Here is a 23,804-nt window from a genome sequence, read left to right as displayed (position 1 = left end):
CGGTGGCCGACGGGCCAACGGCACGACTGGGCCGACGCCCACCTACCCGCCACCCGCCCTCCCCGGCCCCCGGCCGCCGCGCACGCCTTGTCGGCGGGAGCCCGCCGCCCGCGTGGGCGGTCCTGCCGGACCTCGGCCGTCGCGTAGGTGTTGTTGTCGGCAGGAGTCCCCCGCCCGCGTGGGCGGCCCCGCCGGACCCCGGCCGCGGCGTACGTCTTGCCGGCGGGAGTCCGCCGCCCGGGTGGGCGGTCCTGTCGGGCCTCGGCTGCCGTGTACGTCTTGCCGGCGGGAGTCCGCCGCACGGGTGGGCGGTCCTGTCGGGCCTCGGCTGCCGTGTACGTCTTGCCGGCGGGAGTCCGCCGCACGCGTGGGCGGTCCTGTCGGGCCTCGGCTGCCGTGTACGTCTTGCCGGCGGGAGCCCGCCGCCCGCGTCCGCGGTCCCGCCCTGCGCGCCGCCTTCACGGGAGGCCGCCCACCCCGCGCGTCCTCGTCGGGTGTCAGTCCCCCCGGCCCGCCGCTGCGACGGCCCCACAAGTCGGCTCCACCGGGCCCGCCCGCGCATCGGTTCTGCGTCCCCGCCCGCCCGCACGTCGGTTCCACGGCCCTGCCCCCCACTACGTCCGTTCCATGGCCGCGCCCGCCCGCCACGTCCGTTCAACAGCCCCACCCACCCACTCACCCGTCGACGCACCGGACCGTCCGGCCACCCATACGTGTCCGTCAGGTAGTGAGGGCGGGTGGGTGGGGAACTCCGTCGCGGAGCGGCGGACAGCTCAGCCCACCACCGGGGAGACCTGACGATCGACAGGGGCGTCCACCGCCGGACGGCAAGTAGCGTCGAGGGAGTGAAGAGCCGACGCCCCCTGGACGCCGCCCTCTGGGCGGCCCTGGCCGTACCCGCGGCGAGCGCCGACGCGATCGGCCTGAACGAACCCCGCCCCCTGTGGGCCCGGCTCGCGGGCCTCACCACCCTCGCGGCGGCCACCGCGACCTGGCGCACCCGCCCGGCCACCGCCTTCCTCCTCGCCGCCGCCCTCGGCCTCACCGCCCCCGCCCTGTTCACCGCCTCGTACGGCCCGGCCCTGGCCGTCTTCGCGCTGCTCCTCGGCAGGCACGGCTCCCGCGCCCGCCCGGCCCTGCTCGCCTTCGCGGCGGTCTGGGCCGCGGGCACGCTCAGGATCGCGATCCGGGACGTGGACCCGGTCGTGGAGTGGCTGGTCCTCACCGGCACGCTGCTGTTCGGCGCGGTCTTCCCCTGGCTCGCGGGCCGCTACTGGCGCCAGGGCCAGGAGCTGGCGGCGGCGGGCTGGGCCCGCGCGGACCAGCTGGAACGCGAGCAGCGCATCGTCGCCGACCGCGCCCGCCTGCGCGAACGCGCCCGCATCGCCCAGGACATGCACGACTCGCTGGGTCACGAACTGAGCCTCATCGCGGTCCGCGCGGGCGCCCTCCAGGTGGCCCCCGACCTGCCGGAACGCCACCAGGCCGCCGCGTCCGACCTGCGCGCCGCCGCTGCGGAGGCCACGGACCGGCTGCGCGCCGTCATCGGCGTACTCCGGGACGAGGGCGACGAGACCGCACCGCTGGCCCCGCCCGGCGAGACGGTGGAGCAACTGGTGGCGCGAGCGGCGGAGTCGGGCCTTCCGGTACGGTACGTGTCCGACGGTACGGACAGCACGGTCGGCGTGGGCAGCGTGGGCAGCGCGGGCGACCCGGACAGCCCGGTCGGCGTCGGCACACCGGCCGACACCCCCGCCGGCACCGGCCGCCTCGCGTACCGCGTGGTCCAGGAGGCCCTGACCAACGCCGCCAAATACGCGCCGGGCGCCCCCGTGACCGTAGCGGCGACCCACACCGACGCGGGCGCGACGATCGAGGTCACCAACGCCCCGCCCCCGCACGGGGTTTCACCCCGCCCCGCGCCCCCGGGCACCGGCTCCGGCCTGGCCGACCTGCGCGCCCGGGCCGCGGCACACGGCGGCACGCTCACCGCGGGACCGTACGACGGCGGCTTCCGTGTCACCGCGAGCCTCCCCGCGACCGCGACGGAGCCGGGCACGACACCGACAGCAACACCGACAACAACACCACCCGCAACACCCCCCGGCAGGGCCCTCGCCCACGCCGCCCGCCGCCGCACGGCCCTCGCCTTCGGCGCCGCGGTCGCCACCGGCACCGTGCTCGTCGCCGGCGCGTTCGGCTGGTACGCGTACACCAAGACGCACTCCGTCCTGAAGCCCGCCGACTACGCGGCGCTGCGCGTGGGGCAGCCGCAGTCGCAGGTCGCCGCCGTGCTGCCGGACCGCAGCGTGACCGACCCGCCCGCCGAGCGCGCGCCGAGCCCGCCGCCCGCGGGCGCCGACTGCCGCTACTACCGCTCCAGCGGCCAGCTCTTCACGTCCCTCACCCACTACAGACTCTGCTTCGACGACGGAAGGCTGGTGGACAAGTCGGTGATCCCCAAGGCGGGCACGGAACACAAGGAGGGGGCGCGGTGATCCGGGTCCTGCTGGCGGACGACGAGGCGATGATCCGCGCGGGCGTGAGCGCCATCCTCGCGGCGGGCCCGGACATCGAGGTGGTCGCCGAGGCCGTCGACGGCCGCGAGGCGGTCGACCTGGCCCGCGCCCACCGCCCCGACGTCGCGCTCCTCGACATCCGCATGCCGCGCCTGGACGGCCTGGCGGCGGCCGAGGAGATCGTACGGACGCTGCCGGGCACCGCGGTCGCGATGCTGACGACGTTCTCCGAGGACGCGTACGTCGCGCGGGCGCTCGGCGGCGGCGCCACCGGCTTCCTGCTGAAGTCCGGCGACCCGCACGAACTCATCGCGGGCGTCCGGGCGGTGGCGGGCGGCGCCGCGTTCCTCTCGCCGCGCGTCGCCCGGCAGGTGATCGACGGCTACGGCCCGCGCCGCCTGGTGCGCGGCGCCGAGGCCCGGACCCGCGTCGCGGTTCTGACGCCACGCGAGCGCGAGGTGCTCGGCCTCGTCGGCGCCGGCCTGTCCAACCCGGAGATCGCCGCGCGCCTCCACCTCGTGGAGGGCACCGTCAAGGCGTACGTGAGCGCGGTCCTCGACCGCCTGGAGGTCAAGAACCGCGTCCAGGCGGCAGTCGTCGCATACGAGGCGGGCCTCGTGGCGGACGACGGCGAGGCCACGACGGCGTGAAGCCCCGCGTCAGGAGCGGTGGTTGGGATCCTCCGGACGGTACGAGGGCTGGTACTGCGGCTCGTACGTGGGCTCGTACGGCGGCTCGTTCCGGGGCTGCTGCTGCGGCGTCTGGTACCGCGGCTGGTGGTGCTGCTCCGGTTGCCGGTACAGGGCCATGGTCTGCTCGTGGGGCTGCTCCGCCTGCGAGTACGCGTACGGAGCCTGCCGCACGGCAGCGGTGGCCGGGCCCCGCCCCGCGAACCACCGCACCACCCCGGTCCGCGACCCCCGCATCGTCTCCGTGATCCGCGTCACGGGCCGGGCGGCGAGGCGTACCACCAGGAACGCCACGACCGCGCCGAGGACCAGGCCGACGCCCACGTCGTGCGGGTAGTGCACGCCCACGAAGACCCGCGAGAAGGCCATGAGCACCGCCATCGGCAGCGTCAGGGCCGCTATCCGCGGCCAGGCGAGGGCGAGGCCCACGGCGGCTGCGCCGGCGATCGTCGAGTGGTTGCTCGGGAACGACCAGTCGCCGTGTGGCGGGCACTCGACGAGCGGCTTGAGCGCCCCGGACACGGCCCGGCACGGCCGTTCCTCGTCGACGAAGGACTTCACGGTCTCACTGATCACGTACGCGAGCGCCGTGCCCAGCGGCGCGAGGACCGCCACCGCGACGGCACGCGGGTCGCCGCCGCGCGCCCGCCACCAGGCGACGACGAACAGCACGCCGAAGAGCAGCAGGCCCAGTTCCGTCCACACCTCCGCGAGGTGCTGCACCCACGACGGGGTGTCGTGGGCGAACTCGGTGACGTCTAGGTAGAGGCCGGAAGAATCCATGGTGTCCATGATTACGGACGGTACTGAGTGGTTCCGACTCGTCACATCCAGCGATCGGCGGATCACCGACCTGACGAAAGACAGGGGTGAGCAGCCGTTCGACGGTGTCGCGGGGGTGTTTCAGGGGTAGGGCGCAGGCGCCCGGGCGGCCCCGTCCGGGATGATGATCCGCAAAAGTTGTGGCCTGAGGCGGCGGGTGGGGCAGGACAACGCCCGGTTCTCTCGTAAGGTTTGGGCGTGGGATCACTGCGCAATCCGATCGGGCCGCTTCCCTCCTCCATCTACTGGCGTCGGAGGGCCGTCCTGCTGTCCGTGGTCGGGCTCCTCGTGTTGCTGGTCGTGTGGGCTCTCGCCTCGGGCGGGGGCGGCGGGAACAACGGCGCCGACGGCCCGTCGGGCCACGGGCCCGCGACGTCCATCACGCCCGGCCCCTCCGGCTCCGGCCCCGCCATCAGCGAACACCCGGGCGGCCGGGACGAGTCGGACGGCTCCGACGGCGATGGCAAGGGCGACGGCGGCGACTCGGAGGGCTCCGACGGCTCCGGCGGGTCCTCGGACGGCGGCGCGGGCGGTGGCGGCTCGGACGACGCCAAGGGCGGCGGCGGTTCGGGCGACCGGCTGCCGGCCGGGTCCAGCCTGGCCAACTGCACCTCCGGCGCGGTGAAGTTGAAGCTGCGCAGCGCCCGGAATTCGTACGCGCCCGGGCAGAAGCCGAAGTTGGAGCTGACCGCCGTGAACACCGGCGGGAAGGCCTGCAAGGTCGATCTCGGCGGCAAGGGCACCGTTTTGACGATCACTCAGGCCGGGGCCGACGACGCGATGTGGGCCTCGGACGACTGCCCCGGGGTCGGGGCCAGCCTGCTGTTCCGGGTGCCCGCGGACGGGCGGGTGACCCGCACCCTGGAGTGGGATCGGAAGGCCAGCGAGCCCCAGTGCGCGACGCCTCCGGCGGGCGCCGCGAAGGCGGGAACGTACCTGGTCGAGGCCCGTACGCCCGGACTGGGCAGCGCGCAGACGTCGTTCGTCCTGGCCAAGGACTGAGCACTCCCGGGAAGCCCTGTGGGCGGCCGAAACGGGCGGGCGGGTGGGAGACCCGCCGCGGAGCGGCGGAGATGCGGCGCCGCACGCGCAGGGCGAGTCAACGCCCCGCCTGGGCACAGGCCGACGTACCCCCGCCCCGCCGGAGGCTAGACGTACCGCTCGAGGATCGAGGACTCCGCGAGGCGTGAGAGGCCTTCGCGCACGCTGCGCGCGCGGGCCTCGCCCACGCCGTCCACCGTCTGGAGGTCGTCCACGCTGGCGGCGAGCAGCTTCTGCAGTCCGCCGAAGTGCTCGACGAGCCGGTCGATGATGGCGCCGGGCAGCCGGGGGACCTTCGCGAGGAGCCGGAAGCCGCGCGGCGACACCGCCGAGTCGAGCGTCTCGGGCGAGCCCGTGTAGCCCAACGCCCTTGCCACCGTGGGCAGTTCGAGCAGCTCGGCGTGGGTGAGGTCGTCCAGCTCGACCAGCGCCTCGTCCACGGTGCGCGAGCGCTTGGCCGTGGGCTCCGGCACATAGTCCCGCACGACCAGCTCGCGCTCGGGCTCGACGCCCGCGATCAACTCGTCGAGCTGGAGGGTCAGAAGGCGGCCGTCCGTGCCGAGCTCGACCACGTACTCGGCGATCTCCTTCGCGATGCGCCGCACCATCTCCAGGCGCTGGGCGACCGCGGTGACGTCCCGCACCGTCACCAGGTCCTCGATCTCCAGGGCGGACAGGGTGCCCGCGACCTCGTCGAGGCGCAACTTGTACCGCTCAAGGGTGGCGAGGGCCTGGTTGGCACGTGACAGGATCGCCGCGGAGTCCTCCAGGACGCGGCGCTGCCCGTCCACGTACAGCGCGATCAGGCGCATCGACTGTGAGACGGACACGACGGGGAAGCCGACCTGCTTGCTCACCCGGTCCGCCGTGCGGTGCCGGGTGCCCGTCTCCTCCGTGGGGATGGTCGGGTCCGGCACCAACTGCACGCCCGCGCGCAGGATCTTGGTGATGTCCTTGTCGAGCACGATGCCGCCGTCGAGCTTGCACAGCTCGCGCAGCCGCGTGGCCGTGAACTCGACGTCCAGGACGAAGCCGCCCGTGCACATCGACTCGACGGTCTTGTCCGAGCCGAGCACGATGAGCCCGCCCGTGTTGCCTCTGAGGATCCGCTCCAGGCCGTCGCGCAGGGCCGTGCCCGGCGCGACCGCGCTCAGGGAGGCGCGCATCAGCCCGTCGGCACCGGAGCCTCCACCGGGCTTGCCGGGAACCGCTGCCCGGTCGTTGGCTGCCACTGCACTCCTCCGGTCGCAGGTTGTCCAAGCCCTCGTTCGCACGTCTGGTGCACGCCTCGTGCAGGCCCAGCTTCGTACGGATGGGCGAGACCAGGGCAAAGTCTACCGGCGCTGCTCGTCCTCCCGTGGGGCCTCTCGATGACGCGATCTCGGAAGGACCCGCAGCGCGTCGCCCATGTCGGCGACTTCGGTGACCTTCATACCGGCCGGGACCCTTCCCGGATCGGTCGGTACGAGCGCGTGGGTGAAGCCCAGGCGGTGTGCCTCGGCCAGTCTGCGCTGCACGCCCGTGACCCGTCTGACCTCGCCCGCGAGGCCCACCTCGCCGATCGCGACCAGGTTCTTCGGCAGTGGGGTGTCGCTCGCGGCGCTGGCGAGGGCGAGCGCCACGGCCAGGTCGGCGGCGGGCTCGGACAGCTTCACGCCGCCGACCGTGGCGCTGTAGATGTCGCGCTTGCCGAGGGCCGTGATGCGGCCGCGCTGCTCCAGGACGGCCAGCATCATCGAGACGCGGGACGTCTCCAGGCCGGAGGTGGTGCGGCGCGGGGAGGGGATCTGCGAGTCCACCGTGAGGGCTTGGACCTCGGCGACCAGGGGGCGGCGGCCCTCCAGCGTCACCGTCAGGCAGGTGCCGGGGACGGGCTCGGCGCGGCGGGTGAGGAACAGGCCCGAGGGGTCGGTCAGGCCCGTGATGCCCTCGTCGTGCAGCTCGAAGCAGCCGACCTCGTCCGTCGTCCCGTACCGGTTCTTCACGCCGCGGACCAGGCGGAGGCGGGCGTGCCGGTCGCCTTCGAAGTGCAGCACCACGTCCACGAGGTGCTCCAGGAGGCGCGGGCCCGCGATCGCGCCGTCCTTGGTGACGTGGCCGACCAGGAGCGTGGACATGCCGCGCTCCTTGGAGGCGCGGATGAGGGCGCCGGCGACCTCGCGGACCTGGGCCATGCCGCCGGGAGCGCCGTCGATCTCCGGCGAGGCCACCGTCTGCACCGAGTCGAGGACCAGGAGGGAGGGCTTCACCGCGTCCAAGTGGCCGAGGACAGCGGCCAGATCGGTCTCCGCGGCCAGATACAGGTGGTCCGCGATCGCGGAGATGCGGTCGGCGCGCAGCCGGACCTGACTGGCCGACTCCTCACCGGTCACGTACAACGTCCGGTGGTCGTCGCTCGCCGCCTTCGCCGCGACGTCGAGCAGCAGCGTGGACTTGCCGACGCCCGGCTCGCCCGCGAGCAGCACCACGGCGCCGGGCACCAGGCCGCCGCCGAGCACGCGGTCCAGCTCGGCCACGCCGGTGGTGCGGGCGGTGGCGCTGCGGCCGTCGACCTGGCCGATGGGCAGGGCGGAGGAGGTGACACGGCCGGGGGTGGTCGTGCGCACCGCGGGCGCGCCGTACTCCTCGACCGTCCCCCAGGCCTGGCACTCGGGGCAGCGGCCGAGCCATTTGGCCGTCTGCCAGCCGCATTCGGTGCAGCGGTAGGACGGACGGTCCTTCGCGGTCTTCGTACGGGCAGCCATGCGTGAACCGTAGCCGTCCCCACTGACAGTGCCTGGCAGTGGCCGCTGACAGTGCTTGGCAGTACCCGCACACTCGGGGCCGGCGGCCGGTGGGTACGGGCCCCTCCCTATCGAACAGGCAACGGAATCGTGGCTTCCTGTCCCCTTTTGAGGGATCTGTTCACCCGTAAGGATTAAATGTGCTCAAGGGGGAGGAGGGCGCCTGCATCATGCGCCTAACTTCGCACGGGTGATGAGCAGAAGTCCGGAAACTCCCACATACACCACCGGCGCGCACCGGGCGCATCCCGGCGCCCGCAAGCGTGTGGTGCCGCGCACGGTCCCGCAGTCGCCGGCACCTCCGTCCACGCACTACGAACCGTTCCTGGACGGCCTGTTCACGTACTGCCTGTCGGTGCTGTGCGACCACGAGGCCGCGACGGCCGCGCTCGGCGAGGTCCTCGTGCTGGCCGAGCGGCGCGGTGCCCGCCCCGACGGCGACACCCGCGCATGGCTGTACGCGCTCGCCCGCTGGATGTGCCTGCGCGCCCTGGCCGAGAACCGGCAGCGCGGCCGCCATGGAGCGCATGCGGCCGCGCATGGCGCGCACTCGGCCGCGGGGTCTTCGCCCGGGGCGGGGCTGGCCGCGTCCGGGGCGGGCTCGGCTTCGCCCGGGGTAGGTCCAGCCGCGTCCGGGGCGGGGCTGGCCGCGTCCGGGGCGGGGCTGGCCGCGTCCGGGGCGGGGCTGGCCGCGTCCGGAGGCGTCCCGTCGGCGGCCGCGACGGCGGCCCCGCGCGCGTCCGGAGATGTCCCATGGGCCGCGACGGCGAGTCCGCCTGCGTCCGGAGGCCTCCCGTCGGTCGCGGCGGCGAGTCCGCCCGCGGCCGGGCCGGGCCGAGCTGCTCCCTCGCCCGTCCCTGCGGCTGTCCCTGCTCCCGCCTCTGTAGCTCCCGCCTCTGTCTCTGCGCTTGCGCCGCACGCGCACGCCGCTCCCGCCCCTGCCTCCGCACGGCACGCCGCTCCCGCCTCAGCGCCGTACGCCGCCCACGCGGCCGCCGCCCCGGCGGGCCTGCCCGTGCACGCGCCTCCCGGCACACCCGCCGCATCAAGAACCACCGCGCCCGCCGCCCACGCGGCCCCCGCCGCCGACGACCTCGCCCGCGCCCGCCGCCGCGAACTCGCCCAGCTCGCCTGGCCGGAGGCCGCCGGGACCACGCCCGAGCAGCGCGAGGCCCTGGAGCTCGCCGTCCGGCACCGTCTTTCGGCCAAGGAGGTCGCCGCCGTACTCGGCCTCGACCCCGCCGCCGCCCGTGACCTGCTCGCCTCCGCCGCCTGCGAGGTGGAGCGCACCCGCGCCGCCCTCGCCGTCGTCGAGACCGGCACCTGCCCGATCGTCGCCCGCCTCACCGGCGACAACCAGGTCCTGCTCGGCACGGCCCTGCGCCGCGAACTGGTCCGGCACGTCGACGACTGTCCGCGCTGCCGCCGCACCGCCGAGCGCGCCGGCTCCAGCGCCTGGCCCGGCACCGCGGTCACCCCGGCCGCGCTGCCCGTCATCGCCGCCCCGCGCGCGGCCCTGCACCTCGCGATGGCCCACGCCCCGCGCGCCCAGCGCAGGGCCCGCGGCGGCGGCCCCCGCTTCGACCGCCGCGGCTTCCCGATGGACCCCAAGGACCACGCCGCCCGCCGCGAGCGGCTACGCGCGCGTGCCGTCACGACCACGGTCGTCGCCACCGTCGTGGCCGCCCCCGTCCTCGCCCTCTGGGCGGCGTACCGCGGCGCTCCGCTCACCGGCGAGGGCCACGACGGCCGCTCCACCGGCGTCACCGAGTCCGACGGCGGCCCTGGCGGCAAGGACGGCGCCCGCGGCCGCGAGGACTACGAGAACGCGGGCAACGCCCGCACCACCCCCGACCCCCGCTTCCGCGGCGGCCGCGGTGGACCCGGTGTCTCCGTAGAGGTCATCAGCCCCGGCGGACCCGCCGGTTCCGCCCCGGGCGCCGGCCGGATCGGCGTGCAGGCCCGGTCGCACGGCGGTGTGACGCTCATCACGCTGACAGGTGGGGGGAGTTCACCGGTCCGCTGGTCCGCGAGCACCGGCGCGTCCTGGCTCGTCCTGAGCCGGTCCGCGGGCACGCTGCCGCCCGGCGAATCGGTCACGATCAGGGTCTACGTGGACGACGACCGCGAGCCGCCCGGCCACTGGAGCGCACGCGTCACGATCGCCCCCACCGGAGCGGTCATCTCCTTGGAGGGCTACGGAAACTCCGGCACCCCCGGCAACCCGGCCCCCCGCCCCACAGCAACCCGCCCGACCCCATCAAACCCGCCCCCAAGACCCACACCCAGCAACCCAACCCCCACCCCGACCCCCACGCCCCCAGACCCGACCCCCACCCCCACCCCCACCCCCACGCCGACCCCGTCCGACCCTCAGACGCCCACTCCCACACCCAGCAGCGACCCGGGCCAGGGCTGAGCCGGGGCCGAGGGCCGACGGAGGAATGCGCCCCAAAGGGGCGCGGGGCTGTGACATTTGCGGCTCCGCCGCGTGGGCGCGCTCAGCCAAGAACAAGCCGCACCCGCCCACGGCGAACCCCTCAACGGCGCCAAGGCGCACCGCCCCCGCTAGTTGCACCCGCCAGGATCCGCAGGATGAGGCGCAATCAACGGCAACTGCGAGGCAAGCCGCGCCTCACACAGTTCGACCAGCCGGTCATAGCCTTCCTTACCCATCAGCTCGATCAACTCGGGCCGATAAGACACGTACACAGGATCCCCGGCACCGTGCGCCGAGGTCGCAGACGTACACCACCAATGCAGATCGTGGCCGCCAGGCCCCCACCCGCGCCGGTCGTACTCGCCGATGGACACCTGAAGGACCCGAGTGTCGTCCGGCCGGTCGATCCACTCGAAGGTGCGCCGCACAGGCAGCTGCCAGCACACATCCGGCTTGGTCTCCAGCGGCTCGCGCCCCTCCTTGAGGGCCAGGATGTGCAGCGAGCACCCCGCACCCCCGGCGAAGCCGGGACGGTTCTGGAAGATGCACGACCCGTTGTACGGGCGGGTCTGCCGCTCGCCGTCCTCGTCCTGCGAGACCCAGCCCGTCTCCGTGCCGACGTCGTGGTGCTGCCAGATGTCCGGCGTGAGCCGCGCCACGTAACCCGCGACCCGCTTCTCGTCGTCCTCGTCCGAGAAGTGCGCGCCCAGCGTGCAGCAGCCGTCGTCGGCGCGGCCCGCCTTGATGCCCTGGCAGCCGCTGCCGAAGATGCAGTTCCAGCGGGAGGTGAGCCACGTCAGGTCGCAGCGGAAGACCTGCTCGTCGTCCGCCGGGTCCGGGAACTCCACCCAGGCGCGCGCGAAGTCGAGCCCCTGCTCGTCAGGGACCGCCTTCTCGGCCTTGTCGGCGGCCTTCTTGACCTTCTTGGCCTGCTTCTCCGACTTCTCCAGCTTCTTCTCCGACTTCGAGGACTTCGATGACTGCGACGGCTTCGATTTGTCGGGCTTCGCCTTTTTCGTCTTTGGCACGTCTCCAGGGTATGCGCGCCCGTGTCTCCGCGGAGACCAGCAACCTCCGCCCGGCCGCAGACGGACGCCGGATGCGCAGTAGCGTTCCGTATATGAGACTCGGTGTCCTCGACGTGGGTTCGAACACGGTGCATCTGCTGGTGGTGGACGCCCACCCCGGCGCCCGCCCGCTGCCCGCGCACTCCCACAAGGCCGACCTGCGCCTTGCCCAACTGATCGACGAGGCGGGTGCCATCGGCCCCGAAGGCGTCGAGCGGCTCGTCGCCACCGTGCGCGACGCGCTGCAGGCCGCGGAGGACAAGGGCGTCGAAGACGTGCTGCCGTTCGCCACCTCCGCGGTGCGCGAGGCGACCAACGCCGACGACGTGCTCGCCCGGGTCCGCGAGGAGACCGGCGTCGACCTGCAGGTGCTCACCGGTGAGGAGGAGGCGCGGCTGACCTTCCTCGCCGCCCGGCGCTGGTTCGGCTGGTCCGCGGGCAGGCTGCTCGTCCTCGACATCGGCGGCGGCTCCCTGGAGATCGCGTACGGCATCGACGAGGAGCCGGACGCCGCGGCCAGCCTGCCGCTCGGCGCCGGCCGGCTCACCTCCGCCTGGCTGCCCGCCGACCCGCCGGATCCGGCGGACGTACGGGCGCTGCGCCGCCATGTGCGCGCCCAGATCGCCCGCACCGTGGGCGAGTTCAGCCGCTTCGGTAAGCCCGACCACGTCGTCGCCACCTCGAAGACCTTCAAGCAGCTCGCCCGGCTCGCGGGCGCCGCGCGGTCCGCGGAGGGCCTCTACGTACAGCGGGAGCTGAAGCGCAAGTCCCTGGAGGACTGGGTGCCGCAGCTCGCCGCGATGACCGAGGCCGAGCGCGCCGAGCTGCCCGGCGTCTCCGAAGGCAGGGCCGGACAGCTGCTCGCCGGGGCGCTCGTCGCCGAGGGCGCGATGGACCTGTTCGGCGTGGAGTCGGTGGAGATCTGCCCGTGGGCGCTGCGGGAGGGCGTGATCCTGCGCCGCCTGGACCACTTGCCCTCCGTGCGGGTCGGATAGGGGCGGGCGCGTCGCCGGTGCGGCGTGGCTCACATGGGCGGGGGTACCCGCCGACCAACTCCCCGGCACGCAGAAAGGGCCCGTACGCTGTCTTCCGTGTCAGAACCAGTCGTGCGCATCCCGGATGCGAAGGTCGCCCTGTCGACGGCCTCCGTGTACCCGGAGTCCACGGCGACGGCCTTCGAGATAGCGGCACGCCTCGGGTACGACGGCGTCGAGGTCATGGTGTGGACCGATCCGGTCAGCCAGGACATCGAGGCGCTGCGCCGCCTCAGCGACTACCACCAGATCCCCGTGCTCGCCGTGCACGCGCCCTGCCTGCTGATCACCCAGCGCGTCTGGTCCACCGACCCCTGGACCAAGCTCCAGCGGGCCAGGGCCGCCGCCGAGAAGCTGGACGCGTCGACGGTCGTCGTGCACCCGCCGTTCCGGTGGCAGCGCACGTACGCGCGCGACTTCGTCGAGGGCATCTGGCGCATGGCCGACGAGACGGACGTGCGGTTCGCCGTGGAGAACATGTACCCCTGGCGCTACCGCGACCGCGAGATGCTCGCGTACGCCCCCGACTGGGACGTCACCAAGGACGACTACCGCCACTTCACGATCGACCTGTCGCACACCGCGACCTCCCGCGCCGACGCGCTGCAGATGGTCGACCGCATGGGCGACCGGCTCGGCCACGTCCACCTCGCCGACGGCAGGGGCTCCGCGAAGGACGAGCACCTGGTGCCCGGGCGCGGCACCCAGCCCTGCGCCGAACTGCTCGAACGCCTCGCGGCCACCGGCTTCGACGGCCATGTCGTCGTCGAGGTCAACACCCGCCGCGCGATGTCCAGCGCCGAGCGGGAGGCCGATCTGGCCGAGGCCCTGGCGTTCACGCGGCTGCACCTGGCGTCAGCGGTGAAGGTGCCGCGGTCGTGACCGGCCGGGCCCCGGGCCACGCGTCGGACCGGACGCCGGACCAGGCACCCGCCCCCGCCCCGCGGCGCCGGGGACGCCCGTCCCGTACGCAGGCGGAGCAGGGACCCGCCATGCGCGAGGTGATCCTGGAGGCGGCCCGCGCCCAGTTCTCCGAGCGCGGGTACGAGAAGGCGTCCGTGCGGTCCATCGCCAAGGCGGCGGGCGTGGACTCGGCGCTCGTGCACCACTACTTCGGTACGAAGGAACAGGTCTTCGCGGCCGCCATCGAGGTGGCCTTCGCGCCCGCGCTGCAGGCGCCTGACGCCGTGGCGGAGGGCCCGCTCGACGACGTCGGCGAGCGCCTGGCCCGCTTCATCTTCGGCGTCTGGGAGAACCCCGAGACCCGTACGCCGCTGCTCGCGATCGTCCGCTCCGCCGTCAACAACGAGGCGGCGGCAGCCGTCTTCCGCCGGCTTGTCTCCACCCAGCTCCTGTCCCGCATCGCCGGGCGCCTCGACCTCCCGGACGCCGAGCTGCGGGCCGAGCTCGCGGCGGCGCAGCTCGTGGGCACGGCGATGCTGCGGTACGTGATCCAGGTGGAGCCGCTGGCCTCGGCGGACGTGGAGCAGATCATCGCCCGGGTGGCACCGGTGGTGCAGGGGCATCTGACGGGGGAGTGGCCGGGGCAGAGCTGAACGGGACGTACACCCTGAGACGCCCGTCCCGTCATCCGGACACCCTGTCCGGATCTTGGATCCTCGGCGTACGCTCGACCTAAGTCACACATGCCCGGAACATGCCCCGAAGCATGACCCTTGAGGAGCGAGCGACGATGCCCGAGCTGAGGTCCCGCACAGTCACCCACGGCCGCAACATGGCGGGCGCACGCGCCCTTATGCGTGCCTCCGGGGTACCGGGCGCGGACATCGGCCGGAAGCCGATCATCGCCGTCGCCAACTCCTTCACCGAGTTCGTGCCGGGCCACACGCACCTGGCCCCCGTCGGCCGGATCGTGAGCGAGGCCGTCCGGGAGGCGGGCGGCATCCCGCGCGAGTTCAACACGATCGCCGTGGACGACGGCATCGCGATGGGCCACGGCGGCATGCTGTACTCGCTGCCGTCCCGCGACCTGATCGCGGACTCCGTCGAGTACATGGTGGAGGCGCACTGCGCGGACGCGCTGATCTGCATCTCCAACTGCGACAAGATCACCCCCGGCATGCTGATGGCGGCCCTGCGCCTGAACATCCCGACGGTGTTCGTCTCCGGCGGCCCCATGGAGGCCGGCAAGACCACGCTCGTCGACGGCACCGTCCGGAAACTCGACCTGATCAACGCGATCAGCGACGCGGTGAACGAGAACGTCTCGGACGAGGACATCCTCCGCATCGAGGAGAACGCCTGCCCGACCTGCGGCTCCTGTTCCGGCATGTTCACGGCCAACTCGATGAACTGCCTGACGGAGGCCATCGGCCTCTCGCTGCCCGGCAACGGCTCGGTCCTCGCCACGCACACGGCCCGCAAGGCGCTGTACGAGCGCGCGGGCGCCACGGTCGTCGAGCTGACCAAGCGGTACTACGACGAGGACGACGCCTCCGTCCTGCCGCGCAACATCGCCACCCACGCCGCCTTCGAGAACGCCATGGCCCTGGACATCGCCATGGGCGGCTCCACGAACACGATCCTGCACCTGCTTGCCGCGGCCCAGGAGGCCGAGGCGGGGTACGACCTGAACGACATCGACGCCGTCTCGCGCCGCGTCCCGTGCCTGGCGAAGGTCGCGCCCAACGTCGCGCCGACCACGACGTACTACATGGAGGACGTGCACCGCGCGGGCGGCATCCCCGCGATCCTCGGCGAGCTGTACCGCGGCGGGCTGCTGAATGAGGACGTGCACACCGTCCACTCCCCGTCCGTCAAGGAGTGGCTGGACGCCTGGGACATCCGCAGCGGCTCCGCGTCCGAGGAGGCCGCCGAGCTGTGGCACGCGGCCCCCGGCTGCCGCCGCTCCGCCGAGGCCTTCTCGCAGTCCGAGCGCTGGGACACCCTGGACACGGACGCGGCGAACGGCTGCATCCGCGACGTCGCGCACGCCTACTCCAAGGACGGCGGGCTCGGCGTCCTCAAGGGCAACCTGGCGGTCGACGGCTGTGTCGTGAAGACGGCGGGCGTCGACGAGTCGATCTGGACCTTCGAGGGCCCGGCGGTCGTCTGCGAATCGCAGGAGGAAGCCGTCGAGAAGATCCTCAACAAGCAGGTCGTCGAGGGCGACGTGGTCGTCATCCGCTACGAGGGCCCCAAGGGCGGCCCCGGCATGCAGGAGATGCTCTACCCCACGTCCTTCCTGAAGGGCCGCGGCCTCGGCAAGGCCTGCGCGCTCGTCACCGACGGCCGCTTCTCCGGCGGCACCTCGGGCCTGTCCATCGGCCACGCCTCCCCGGAGGCCGCGTCCGGCGGCACGATCGCCCTCGTCGAGGACGGCGACCGCATCCGCATCGACATCCCGAACCGCTCGATCGAGCTGCTCGTGGACGACACCGAACTGACCCGCCGCCGCGAGGCTCTCGGCGGTGTGTACGCCCCCAAGTCCCGCGAGCGGAAGGTCTCGGCGGCGCTGCGGGCGTACGCGGCGATGGCGACGAGCGCGGACAGGGGCGCGGTGCGGGACGTGTCGAAGCTGGGCTGACACCGCCCCCCCGGGGGTGGGAGAGACTGTCCTGCTTTGTCCTGCAACTGGCTTGGTGCGCGGGCGCGTCTAGGGTGTGGAGTACATGCCATGGACGGCCCGCGCCGTCCGTTTCACGGGGGGAACGAGGTAGCAGGATGAGCAGCGAGGAACTGACGGTCGCTGATGGGGCTGCTGAGGCGGAAGCGACCGTTGAGGCCACTGCGGCCGCCGCGGCCCGGACCTACGCCGTCGTCGCGGACGTCAACGTCCGCTCTGGACCCGGCACTTCGTACGGCAAGGTCGGCCGGCTGCGGGCGGGGAGCCGCGTCTCCATCGCCTGCCAGCGGCCCGGCGAGACGGTCACAGGGCCGACCGGCACGTCGAAGATATGGGACCGGATCGGCAGCGGCCGCTATGTGTCGGACACGTACGTGAAGACGGGGAGCGACGGGTACGTGGCGCCGCGCTGCTGAGCCGCGGCGCGCGGCCGCTGAGCCTTGGCACGCGACTGCCGACCCCTGACGCGCGGCTGCCGATTCCTGACGCGCGGCTGCCGATTCCTGACGCGCGACGGTACGCCCACGAAGCCGCCGATCTCCGGTTGATTCACCCGGACTTCGGCGGCTTCGCCGCGTCGAAGGCGTACAGCAGGTTGCCGGCGCCGGACACGACCGCCGCGCGCCCCGCGAACGTCACGCGCGGGCCCGGGCGCACGTCGGAGCTGCCGTTGACCTTCGGGTCGGTCGACCACAGGCGCCTGCCGTCGCGCGGCGCGAGCGCGGCGACCCGGCCGCCGGCCGAGCCGAAGTACAGCGCCCCCGGCCCCGCGCTCGGCCCGGACGCGCCCTCGACACCCGTGTGCTCGGCCCACCGGAGCTTGCCGGAGGCGGCGTCGACGGCGCTCACCTTGCCGCTCTGCTCGGTGAAGTACACCGCGCCGTCGACGAGCCGCGGCGCTCCGCCGTACGCCCGCGGCAGCCGGGTCGTCGTCGCCTTGCCGCGCCGTGGGTCGAGGCGGACCACCGTGTCGTACTCGACGACGCCGATCTCGCCCACCCGCTGCCGCACGAGCACCAGCTGCCCGCGGTCGGCGCCCAGCGGCTCCACCGGCCCGCCCATGCGGACTGCCCGCCCCAGCTCGCCCGAGCCGAGCGCGACGCCGCGGACCGTCACCCGCCGCACCTCACCGGCCTCGACCTGCGCCTTCGGCGCGCACATCAGGTACGCCCTGCCGCCGGCGGCGAGCGGTGCGCACTCGTCGCCCGCGGGGAACGGGGCCGTCCACAGGGTCCTGCCCGAGCGGGCGTCGCGGCCTTCGAGCCGGGTGCCGTCCGCGTCGCCCGTCAGGACGGTGGAGCCGGTCACCACGGCGTCGGCGGCGCCGGGGCCCGCGACGGCCGTGGACCGGGCGCCGAACGGCGCGGACCACAGCTCCTTGCCGCGCTCGGCGTCCAGGGCGACGACTTCGTCGGGGCGTCCCGAGTCCTCGGCGGCGAGGCGGTAGCCGATGACGGTGCGGTCGGGGGTCTTGCCGGGGTTTTTGGGGTCCTTGGGGTTCTTGGCGGGGGTGGGGTCGTCCTGGCGCCCGCCGTCGCTGGCGCTGGCGCTGGCGCCGTCGCCGTGTTCGCCCCGGCCGTCGGCGGTGGCGAGGCCCGCGAGGTACATGTCCTGGACCGGGACGCCCGGGCTGCCCACCGTCCACAGCCGCTTGCCGTCCGTGACCCGGACGCGGGTGGCGACCACGCCGCCGCCCCCGCAGTACACCGAGTCGCCGCCCGGCAGGCAGCGCACCTCGTCCGGGATCTTCGCCTTGCCCGCCGGCACGCTCTGCCGCCACGGCCGGAAGCCGTCCGGGAGCACGGCCTCGCCGGTCGCGGCCACGTTGCGGCCCTTGCCGTCCGGCCCCTCCGTGGTGGTGTCGGAACCCGCGTCGAGCAGCACTACTCCGGCGGCGACGACGCCGATGACAGCGGCGGCGGCGAGGACGGGGCGCCACAGGCGGCGGGGGCGGGGGTGGGGTGGTGTGGGGGCGTCGGCGCCGGGCTCGTCGTTGGCCCCGGTCCCGTCGCCCCCGGTCTCGGCGGACCGAGGCGTGTCGGCCCCGGACCCATCGGCCCCGGACCTGTCGGTTCCGGACGCGTCGTCCCTGCCCGTACCGGCCCCCGTGTCCCGCCCCAGATGGTGCTCGGTCACGACGTCACGCGTGCGCCCCCCGCCCGCGACGACCTCCAGCTCCGCCGGCAGGTCCCGCAGCAGCACGAGGAGCTCGTCGACGGAGGGCCGTGCCGCCGGATCCTTGGCGAGGCACGGCTCGACGGCCGCACGCAACGCGGGCGGCACGGACTCGAGGGCGGGCGCCTCGTGCACCACCTGGTAGGCGGTCATGTAGGGGGAGTCCGCGTCGAAGGGCCCCTGCCCCGTCGCCGCGTACACCAGCAACGTACCGAGCGAGAAGACGTCCGATGACGGCCCGACCCCGCGCGGCGTCTGCAACTGCTCCGGCGACATGAACGGCGGCGTACCGATGACCCGCCCCGTCATCGTCAGCGTCTGCTGGTCGGCCGCCCGCGAGATGCCGAAGTCGATCACGCGCGGCCCCTCGGCCGACAGCACCACATTGGACGGCTTCAGGTCACGGTGGACGACGTCGGCGCGGTGGATGTCGCGCAGCGCCTCCGCGAGCCCGATGGCCAGCGAGCGCAGCTCGGCGCCGCCGATCGGCCCGCGCCTGGCGATGCGCTGCGCGAGCGTCGGGCCCTCTATGTACGTCGTGGCCATCCACGGGTGCCGCCCCTCGGGGTCGGCGTCGACGACGGCGGCGGTGAACGCGCCGCTGACCCGGCGCGCGGCGGCGACCTCCTGGCGAAAGCGGATGCGGAACTCGTCGTCGTTCGCGAACTGCTGGTGGATCAGCTTGATCGCGATCGGCCGCCCCGACGCCGTACGCCCCAGGAACACGGTGCCCATGCCGCCCGAGCCGAGCCGGGCCTCCAGCGGATAGCCACCGATCTCCTCGGGGTCACCTGAGCGGAGCGACACTTTCGACCTCCCCTACCCGTCCCGGTCGTGCCGTAGATATGCCTGCTCGCACAAACTAGCGTGGGCTGGCCCCTGGGCCTTAGGCGGCTCGCCCCGCCTATGGGGCTGCGCCCCTTTCCCCCCTCTTCGCCGCTTCGCGGCTCGTCCTCAAACGCCGGACGGGCTTGGATCCTCCGGGCGGGCTGGAAGGTCCCCCTGCTCCCGCAGGCGATAATCGGTGGCGTGAGTGACGAACCGCGTACCGAGCCGCCCGGGGGCACCCCTCCGGGACCGCAGCCCGAGCCCATCCGCTTCTTCGGCACGGCATGGGTCGGCCACACGGATCGCTACGGGCTGCGCCGCGCCGGTGTCGCGGTCGGCTCGCTCGCCGCGGCCGTCGCGGGCTGCCTGGTGCTGCGCTTCGCGTACCAGGGCCTGGAGATCGCGGACGTGGGCTCGTTCGTGAACCTGCTGGTCGTGATCATGTTCGCGATCTGCAGCGCGGTCGCCTTCCGGCGTACGTGGGAGGGGTTCGGCAAGCGCCTGGACCCGCAGTCGGTGGCGCAGATGCGCAGCCTGATGATGATCGGCTTCATCGGCTCCCTCCTCGCGTACTTCTTCCGCTCCCTGAAGGAAGCCCCCGGCGAGCAGTTGCACCGGCAGGAGTACGAGACGGCGCGCGAGCAGTACGAGAAGCGGGCCTCGCGACGGGCGGGCAACCCGACCAAGCGCAAGCGCCGCAAGTAGTCGGCAACGCCCGGGCCGGGCCATCGCCAAGCCCCGCCCCGGCGCGCGAGCATGACGGGATGCCCGACCACCGCGCATACGCAAGCCGCTCGCCCGAGTTCGCCCTCTCCTTCGACTCCGTGGCGGCCCAGTACGCCACGGCCCGCCCCGGATACCCTCCCCAACTCCTCGCCACGGTGGAGGAGTTGGCGGGGCGTCCGCTGACCGGCACCACCGTCGTCGACGTGGGCGCGGGCACCGGAATCGCCACCCGCCTCCTGCGGGACCGCGGCGCCCACGTCATCGCGGTCGAGCCGGGCCCCGGCATGGGCGCACAACTCCGCGCGGCGCTGCCCGGCACCCCGCTCGTGCGGGCCGTCGGGGACGCCCTCCCGCTGGCCACCGCGTCGGCGGACTTCGTCACGTACGCCCAGGCCTTCCACTGGACGGACCCTTCCCGCTCCGTCCCGGAGGCCTTGCGCGTGCTGCGCCCCGGAGGCGCCCTGGCCGTCTGGTGGAACCTGCCCGACCTGGACGTCCCCTGGGCCGCGGCCCAAGAGGCCCGCCTGCAGGCCCGGCTGCCCGGCTACCACGCGCACGGCATCTCCGGCGACGCGCCGCGGATCATCGCCACCGCCGCACCGGGACTGACCCCGGTCCACCGCCGCCTGCACTGGACGCGCCGGGTCCCGCTGGACGTCCACCTGGCCCACCTGGGCAGCCGCTCGTACTTCGCGCAGCTGGGCCCGGAACGCGCCGCCCCCGTCCTCGCGGACGAGCGCGAGCACCTGCACGCCCACTTCCCCGACGAGATCGTGGAGGAGGCGTACGCCTTGGACGTCACGGTCGTACGCAACCCGGGAGCCTCCCGCTAGCGGGCACCCCCCACCCCCGCGCCCCGCGCCCCGCGCCAGGGCATCCCCCCGACATGCCCCGACGCGGGACACAGCGCTGCCCGAAATCGGCCTTGCCCGCGGACGCAGCGCTGCCGGAAACCGGCCCCGCGCCCGCATCACCCCACCGACCCCTTGACGGCAGCCCCTCCCCGCGCCGCATAATCATCACATGATGAATATTGCCACCCCACCCCAGACCCAGGCCGCCCGCGCCGCGACCACCACCCCCGCGATCAGGGCCGAATCCCTCACGGTCGTACGAGGGCCCCGCACCGTCCTGCGCGGCCTCACGTTCGCCGTGCCCCGGGGCCAGATCACCGGTCTCCTCGGCCCCTCGGGCTGCGGCAAGTCCACGCTGATGCGCTCCGTGGTCGGCACCCAGGCCAAGGTCACAGGCACCCTGGAGGTCCTGGACCACCCGGCCGGCACCCCGGCGCTGCGCTCCCGCGTCGGCTATGTGACGCAGGACCCGTCCGTCTACGACGACCTGACGGTCCGCCAGAACCTGGAGTACTTCGCCGCGGTCCTGGACCCCGGCCGCGGCCCCGCGGCCGCCCGCCGCCACGAGGACGTCACCCGCGCCATCGCCGACGTGGACCTCACCGCCCACGCCGACGCCCTCGCGGGCAACCTCTCCGGCGGCCAGCGCAGCCGCGTCTCCCTCGCGGTGGCCCTCCTCGGCACCCCCGAACTCCTCGTGCTCGACGAGCCCACCGTCGGCCTCGACCCCGTACTCCGCCGGGACCTGTGGAACCTCTTCCACGCCATCGCCGCCGACCGCGGCACCACGATCCTGGTGTCGTCGCACGTCATGGACGAGGCGGAGCGCTGCCACCGGCTGCTCCTCATGCGCGAGGGCGAGATCCTCGCCGACGACACCCCCGACGCCCTGCGCACCCGCACCGACTCCGAAACGGTCGAGGCCGCCTTCCTCCACCTGGTGGACGAGGCCAACGCACGCTGAGGCCGCGCCCCCGGAATCGCCCCAGGCCCCCCAAGAGAGCGCACCCCCAACAAGAAGAGACCCACGTCCCCGCCCCCCAACCCCACAAGGTCCCCCCCAACCCCACAAGCCCTGGAGTCAGCGACCATGAACCTCCACCGAACCCTCGCCACCGCCGCCCGAGTCCTGCGTCAGCTCCGCCACGACCCGCGCTCCATCGCGCTGATGATCCTGGTCCCGTGCGTGATGCTGCTGCTCCTGCGGTACGTCTTCGACGCCAGCCCGCACACCTTCGACTCCATCGGCGCGTCCCTGCTCGGCATCTTCCCGCTGATCACGATGTTCCTGGTGACCTCCATCGCCACCCTCCGCGAACGCACCTCCGGCACCCTGGAACGCCTCCTCGCCATGCCCCTGGCCAAGGGCGACCTCATCGCGGGCTACGCCCTCGCCTTCGGCGCCCTCGCCGTGGTCCAGTCGGTCCTCGCCACGGGCCTCGCCCTGTGGGCCCTCGGCCTGGACGTGACCGGCTCGGCCTGGCTGCTGCTCCTGGTCGCGCTCCTCGATGCCCTGCTGGGCACGGCCCTCGGCCTGTTCGTCTCGGCCTTCGCCGCGTCCGAGTTCCAGGCCGTCCAGTTCATGCCGGCCGTGATCTTCCCGCAGCTCCTCCTCTGCGGTCTGTTCACGCCCCGCGACAAGATGCAGCCCGTCCTGGAGGCGATCTCGAACGTCCTCCCCATGTCGTACGCCGTCGACGGCATGAACGAAGTCCTGCGCCACCCCGAGGTCACCGGCGACTTCGTCCGCGACGCGGCGATCGTGGCGGCCTGCGCCGTCCTGGTCCTGGCCCTGGGCGCGGCCACCCTCCGCCGCCGCACCGCCTGACCCCGCCCCACGGACCCGCACCCGCCGCCCGATGCGAGGATGACCCCGAACGACGTACCCCCGGGAGGCCCCGCGCATGAGCACGCCGAGCAAGTCGAGCACGCCGAACAAGCCCACCCAGAAGGTCGCCGTCCTCGGCACCGGAAAGATCGGCGAAGCCCTGCTCAGCGGCATGATCCGCAGCGGCTGGGCCCCTGCCGACCTGCTCGTCACCACCCGCCGCCAGGAACGCGCCGAGGAACTCCGCACCCGTTACGGCGTGGAAGCCCTCACCAATCCCGGGGCCGCCGAGCGCGCCGACACCCTCATCCTCGCCTGCAAGCCGCAGGACATGGCCGCCCTCCTCGCCGAGCTGGCCCCGCACGTCACCGCCGACACCCTCGTCATCAGCGCCGCCGCGGGCATCACCACCTCCTTCATCGAGGAACACCTCGCCCACACCACCCCCGTCATCCGCGTCATGCCGAACACCCCGGTCCTGGTGGACGAAGGCATGTCCGTCATCTCCGCCGGCAGCCACGCCACCGCCGCCGACCTGGCCCACGCGGAGGACATCTTCGGCGCCGTCGGCAAGACCCTCCGCGTCCCCGAGACCCAGCAGGACGCCTGCACCGCCCTCTCCGGCTCGGGACCCGCGTACTTCTACTTCCTCGTCGAAGCCATGACCGACGCCGGCATCCTCCTCGGCCTCCCGCGCGACAAGGCCCACGACCTCATCGTCCAGGCCGCGATCGGCGCCGCCGTCATGCTCCGGGACAGCGGCGAACACCCGGTCAAGCTCCGCGAGAACGTGACGTCCCCCGCCGGCACCACCATCAACGCCATCCGCGAACTCGAGAACCACGGCGTACGAGCGGCCCTGATCGCAGCCTTGGAAGCAGCCCGAGACCGAAGCCGAGAACTGGCGACAGGCAACAACTCCTGACCGTTTTCAGCCCGTCCGGCGTTTGAGGACGAGGCCGAAGGCCGATCGGCGGGGGCCTGTCCCACCCGCACGGGAGACCCACCCCCGGGGGCCGGGGGCGGAGCCCCCGGTTTCGGGAAGGGGTGGGACTGGGGAAAGCCCCGCAGGGCCCACCCCCCGGCGCCTACCGACCCCCGCTCACCGACACAGCCCCGCGCCCAGCCCCCGCAGCAGGCAGCAGCCCAATAGCCCGATAGGCCGCATCGACCGTAGGCCGAGCCATCCCCCGAGCCCGCTCAGCCCCATCCCGCAACACCCCCTCCACATAAGCGGAATCCGCAACCAGCTCCTTGTGCCGCTCCCGCACGGGCCGCAGAAGCTCCACCACGGCATCGGCGGCGTCCTTCTTCAACGCTCCGTACGACTCGTATACACCGCTCAGCCCGTCGGGGTTCCCACCTTCGCAAGCCGCAAGGATCTCGAGCAGATTCGAGACCCCAGGCCGGCC

19 protein-coding genes and 1 pseudogene (1 of these 20 only partly in view) are annotated in these 23,804 nt (G+C 73.6%); 14 read left to right on the top strand and 6 right to left on the bottom strand.

Translation table 11 applies throughout. The annotated features are described in order from the left end of the window. The first annotated feature begins 845 nt into the window (after window positions 1-845). A complete protein-coding gene (locus AC0KTA_RS16535; protein WP_481055881.1) occupies window positions 846-2,498 on the top strand; it encodes a sensor histidine kinase in 1,653 nt (550 codons plus the stop codon). Next, window positions 2,495-3,169: a response regulator transcription factor gene (locus tag AC0KTA_RS16530; protein ID WP_481055880.1), complete on the top strand. Its 675-nt coding sequence runs from the start codon at window positions 2,495-2,497 to the stop codon at window positions 3,167-3,169. Before AC0KTA_RS16535 ends, AC0KTA_RS16530 begins: the two co-directional genes overlap by 4 nt. Window positions 3,170-3,364: 195 nt before the next feature. Here the strand turns inward: AC0KTA_RS16530 and AC0KTA_RS16525 are convergent. Next, window positions 3,365-4,000: pseudogene (locus AC0KTA_RS16525) on the bottom strand (phosphatase PAP2 family protein); the annotation flags it as partial. 228 nt (window positions 4,001-4,228) lie between these two features. On the opposite strand from AC0KTA_RS16525, the gene AC0KTA_RS16520 reads away from it, so the two are divergent. Beyond that, on the top strand, window positions 4,229-5,032 hold the full coding sequence (locus tag AC0KTA_RS16520; protein WP_481055879.1) for a hypothetical protein: 804 nt from the start codon (window positions 4,229-4,231) through the stop codon (window positions 5,030-5,032). Between the two features lie 146 nt (window positions 5,033-5,178). Here the strand turns inward: AC0KTA_RS16520 and disA are convergent, their stop codons facing one another. Both disA and radA read right to left on the bottom strand, forming a co-directional pair. Further along, window positions 5,179-6,303 carry a DNA integrity scanning diadenylate cyclase DisA gene (disA, locus tag AC0KTA_RS16515; RefSeq protein ID WP_481055878.1) on the bottom strand — a complete coding sequence of 375 codons (1,125 nt, stop codon included), beginning with the start codon at window positions 6,301-6,303 and terminating at the stop codon, window positions 5,179-5,181. A gap of 102 nt (window positions 6,304-6,405) precedes the next feature. Beyond that, on the bottom strand, window positions 6,406-7,815 hold the full coding sequence (radA, locus tag AC0KTA_RS16510) for a DNA repair protein RadA (protein WP_481055877.1): 1,410 nt from the start codon (window positions 7,813-7,815) through the stop codon (window positions 6,406-6,408). Between the two features lie 232 nt (window positions 7,816-8,047). Between radA and AC0KTA_RS16505 the strand changes: the two genes are divergently transcribed. Further along, on the top strand, window positions 8,048-10,273 hold the full coding sequence (locus tag AC0KTA_RS16505) for a BACON domain-containing protein (protein ID WP_481055876.1): 2,226 nt from the start codon (window positions 8,048-8,050) through the stop codon (window positions 10,271-10,273). A gap of 149 nt (window positions 10,274-10,422) precedes the next feature. On the opposite strand, the gene AC0KTA_RS16500 is transcribed toward AC0KTA_RS16505, so the two are convergent. Continuing rightward, complete coding sequence (locus AC0KTA_RS16500) at window positions 10,423-11,322, bottom strand: DUF3109 family protein (protein WP_481055875.1); 900 nt, start codon at window positions 11,320-11,322, stop codon at window positions 10,423-10,425. Window positions 11,323-11,414: 92 nt separating this feature from the next. Between AC0KTA_RS16500 and AC0KTA_RS16495 the strand changes: the two genes are divergently transcribed. The 5 genes from AC0KTA_RS16495 (at window position 11,415) to AC0KTA_RS16475 (ending at window position 16,397) form a co-directional block, all read left to right on the top strand. Next, window positions 11,415-12,356, top strand: a complete 942-nt coding sequence (locus AC0KTA_RS16495) for a Ppx/GppA family phosphatase (protein ID WP_481055874.1) — start codon at window positions 11,415-11,417, stop codon at window positions 12,354-12,356. Between the two features lie 96 nt (window positions 12,357-12,452). Next, window positions 12,453-13,277, top strand: a complete 825-nt coding sequence (locus tag AC0KTA_RS16490; RefSeq protein WP_481055873.1) for a sugar phosphate isomerase/epimerase family protein — start codon at window positions 12,453-12,455, stop codon at window positions 13,275-13,277. Window positions 13,278-13,387: 110 nt separating this feature from the next. Further along, window positions 13,388-13,951: a TetR/AcrR family transcriptional regulator gene (locus tag AC0KTA_RS16485; RefSeq protein ID WP_481055872.1), complete on the top strand. Its 564-nt coding sequence runs from the start codon at window positions 13,388-13,390 to the stop codon at window positions 13,949-13,951. A gap of 137 nt (window positions 13,952-14,088) precedes the next feature. Beyond that, window positions 14,089-15,942, top strand: coding sequence for a dihydroxy-acid dehydratase (ilvD, locus tag AC0KTA_RS16480; protein ID WP_481055871.1), 1,854 nt, complete (start codon window positions 14,089-14,091; stop codon window positions 15,940-15,942). Window positions 15,943-16,079: 137 nt separating this feature from the next. Then, window positions 16,080-16,397 (top strand): SH3 domain-containing protein, encoded by a 318-nt coding sequence (locus tag AC0KTA_RS16475; protein ID WP_481055870.1) that lies wholly within the window; start codon window positions 16,080-16,082, stop codon window positions 16,395-16,397. Between the two features lie 133 nt (window positions 16,398-16,530). On the opposite strand, the gene AC0KTA_RS16470 is transcribed toward AC0KTA_RS16475, so the two are convergent. After that, the gene (locus AC0KTA_RS16470) at window positions 16,531-18,963 is read right to left on the bottom strand and encodes a serine/threonine-protein kinase (RefSeq protein WP_481055869.1); all 2,433 of its coding nucleotides are present in this window, start codon (window positions 18,961-18,963) and stop codon (window positions 16,531-16,533) included. 222 nt (window positions 18,964-19,185) lie between these two features. Between AC0KTA_RS16470 and AC0KTA_RS16465 the strand changes: the two genes are divergently transcribed. From AC0KTA_RS16465 to proC, 5 genes are all read left to right on the top strand, one after another. Then, window positions 19,186-19,689, top strand: a complete 504-nt coding sequence (locus AC0KTA_RS16465; protein WP_481055868.1) for an EamA/RhaT family transporter — start codon at window positions 19,186-19,188, stop codon at window positions 19,687-19,689. A 59-nt stretch (window positions 19,690-19,748) separates the two neighbouring features. Next, on the top strand, window positions 19,749-20,543 hold the full coding sequence (locus tag AC0KTA_RS16460; RefSeq protein WP_481055867.1) for a class I SAM-dependent methyltransferase: 795 nt from the start codon (window positions 19,749-19,751) through the stop codon (window positions 20,541-20,543). 190 nt (window positions 20,544-20,733) lie between these two features. After that, window positions 20,734-21,528: an ABC transporter ATP-binding protein gene (locus AC0KTA_RS16455; RefSeq protein ID WP_481055866.1), complete on the top strand. Its 795-nt coding sequence runs from the start codon at window positions 20,734-20,736 to the stop codon at window positions 21,526-21,528. A 126-nt stretch (window positions 21,529-21,654) separates the two neighbouring features. Beyond that, window positions 21,655-22,392: an ABC transporter permease gene (locus tag AC0KTA_RS16450; RefSeq protein WP_481055865.1), complete on the top strand. Its 738-nt coding sequence runs from the start codon at window positions 21,655-21,657 to the stop codon at window positions 22,390-22,392. Between the two features lie 76 nt (window positions 22,393-22,468). Continuing rightward, window positions 22,469-23,317 carry a pyrroline-5-carboxylate reductase gene (gene proC / locus AC0KTA_RS16445; protein ID WP_481055864.1) on the top strand — a complete coding sequence of 283 codons (849 nt, stop codon included), beginning with the start codon at window positions 22,469-22,471 and terminating at the stop codon, window positions 23,315-23,317. Between the two features lie 163 nt (window positions 23,318-23,480). Here the strand turns inward: proC and trpS are convergent, their stop codons facing one another. Further along, window positions 23,481-23,804: the end of a tryptophan--tRNA ligase gene (gene trpS / locus AC0KTA_RS16440; protein WP_481055863.1), read on the bottom strand. It continues 714 nt past the right edge of the window; 324 of the gene's 1,038 nt are visible here — the last part of the coding sequence; the start codon falls outside the window, past its right edge; its stop codon occupies window positions 23,481-23,483.

It is taken from the genome of Streptomyces sp. Y309, from assembly GCF_056712025.1.
Note: the sequence above shows the minus strand (reverse complement) of the source record. Positions and strands in the feature narration are given on the sequence as shown.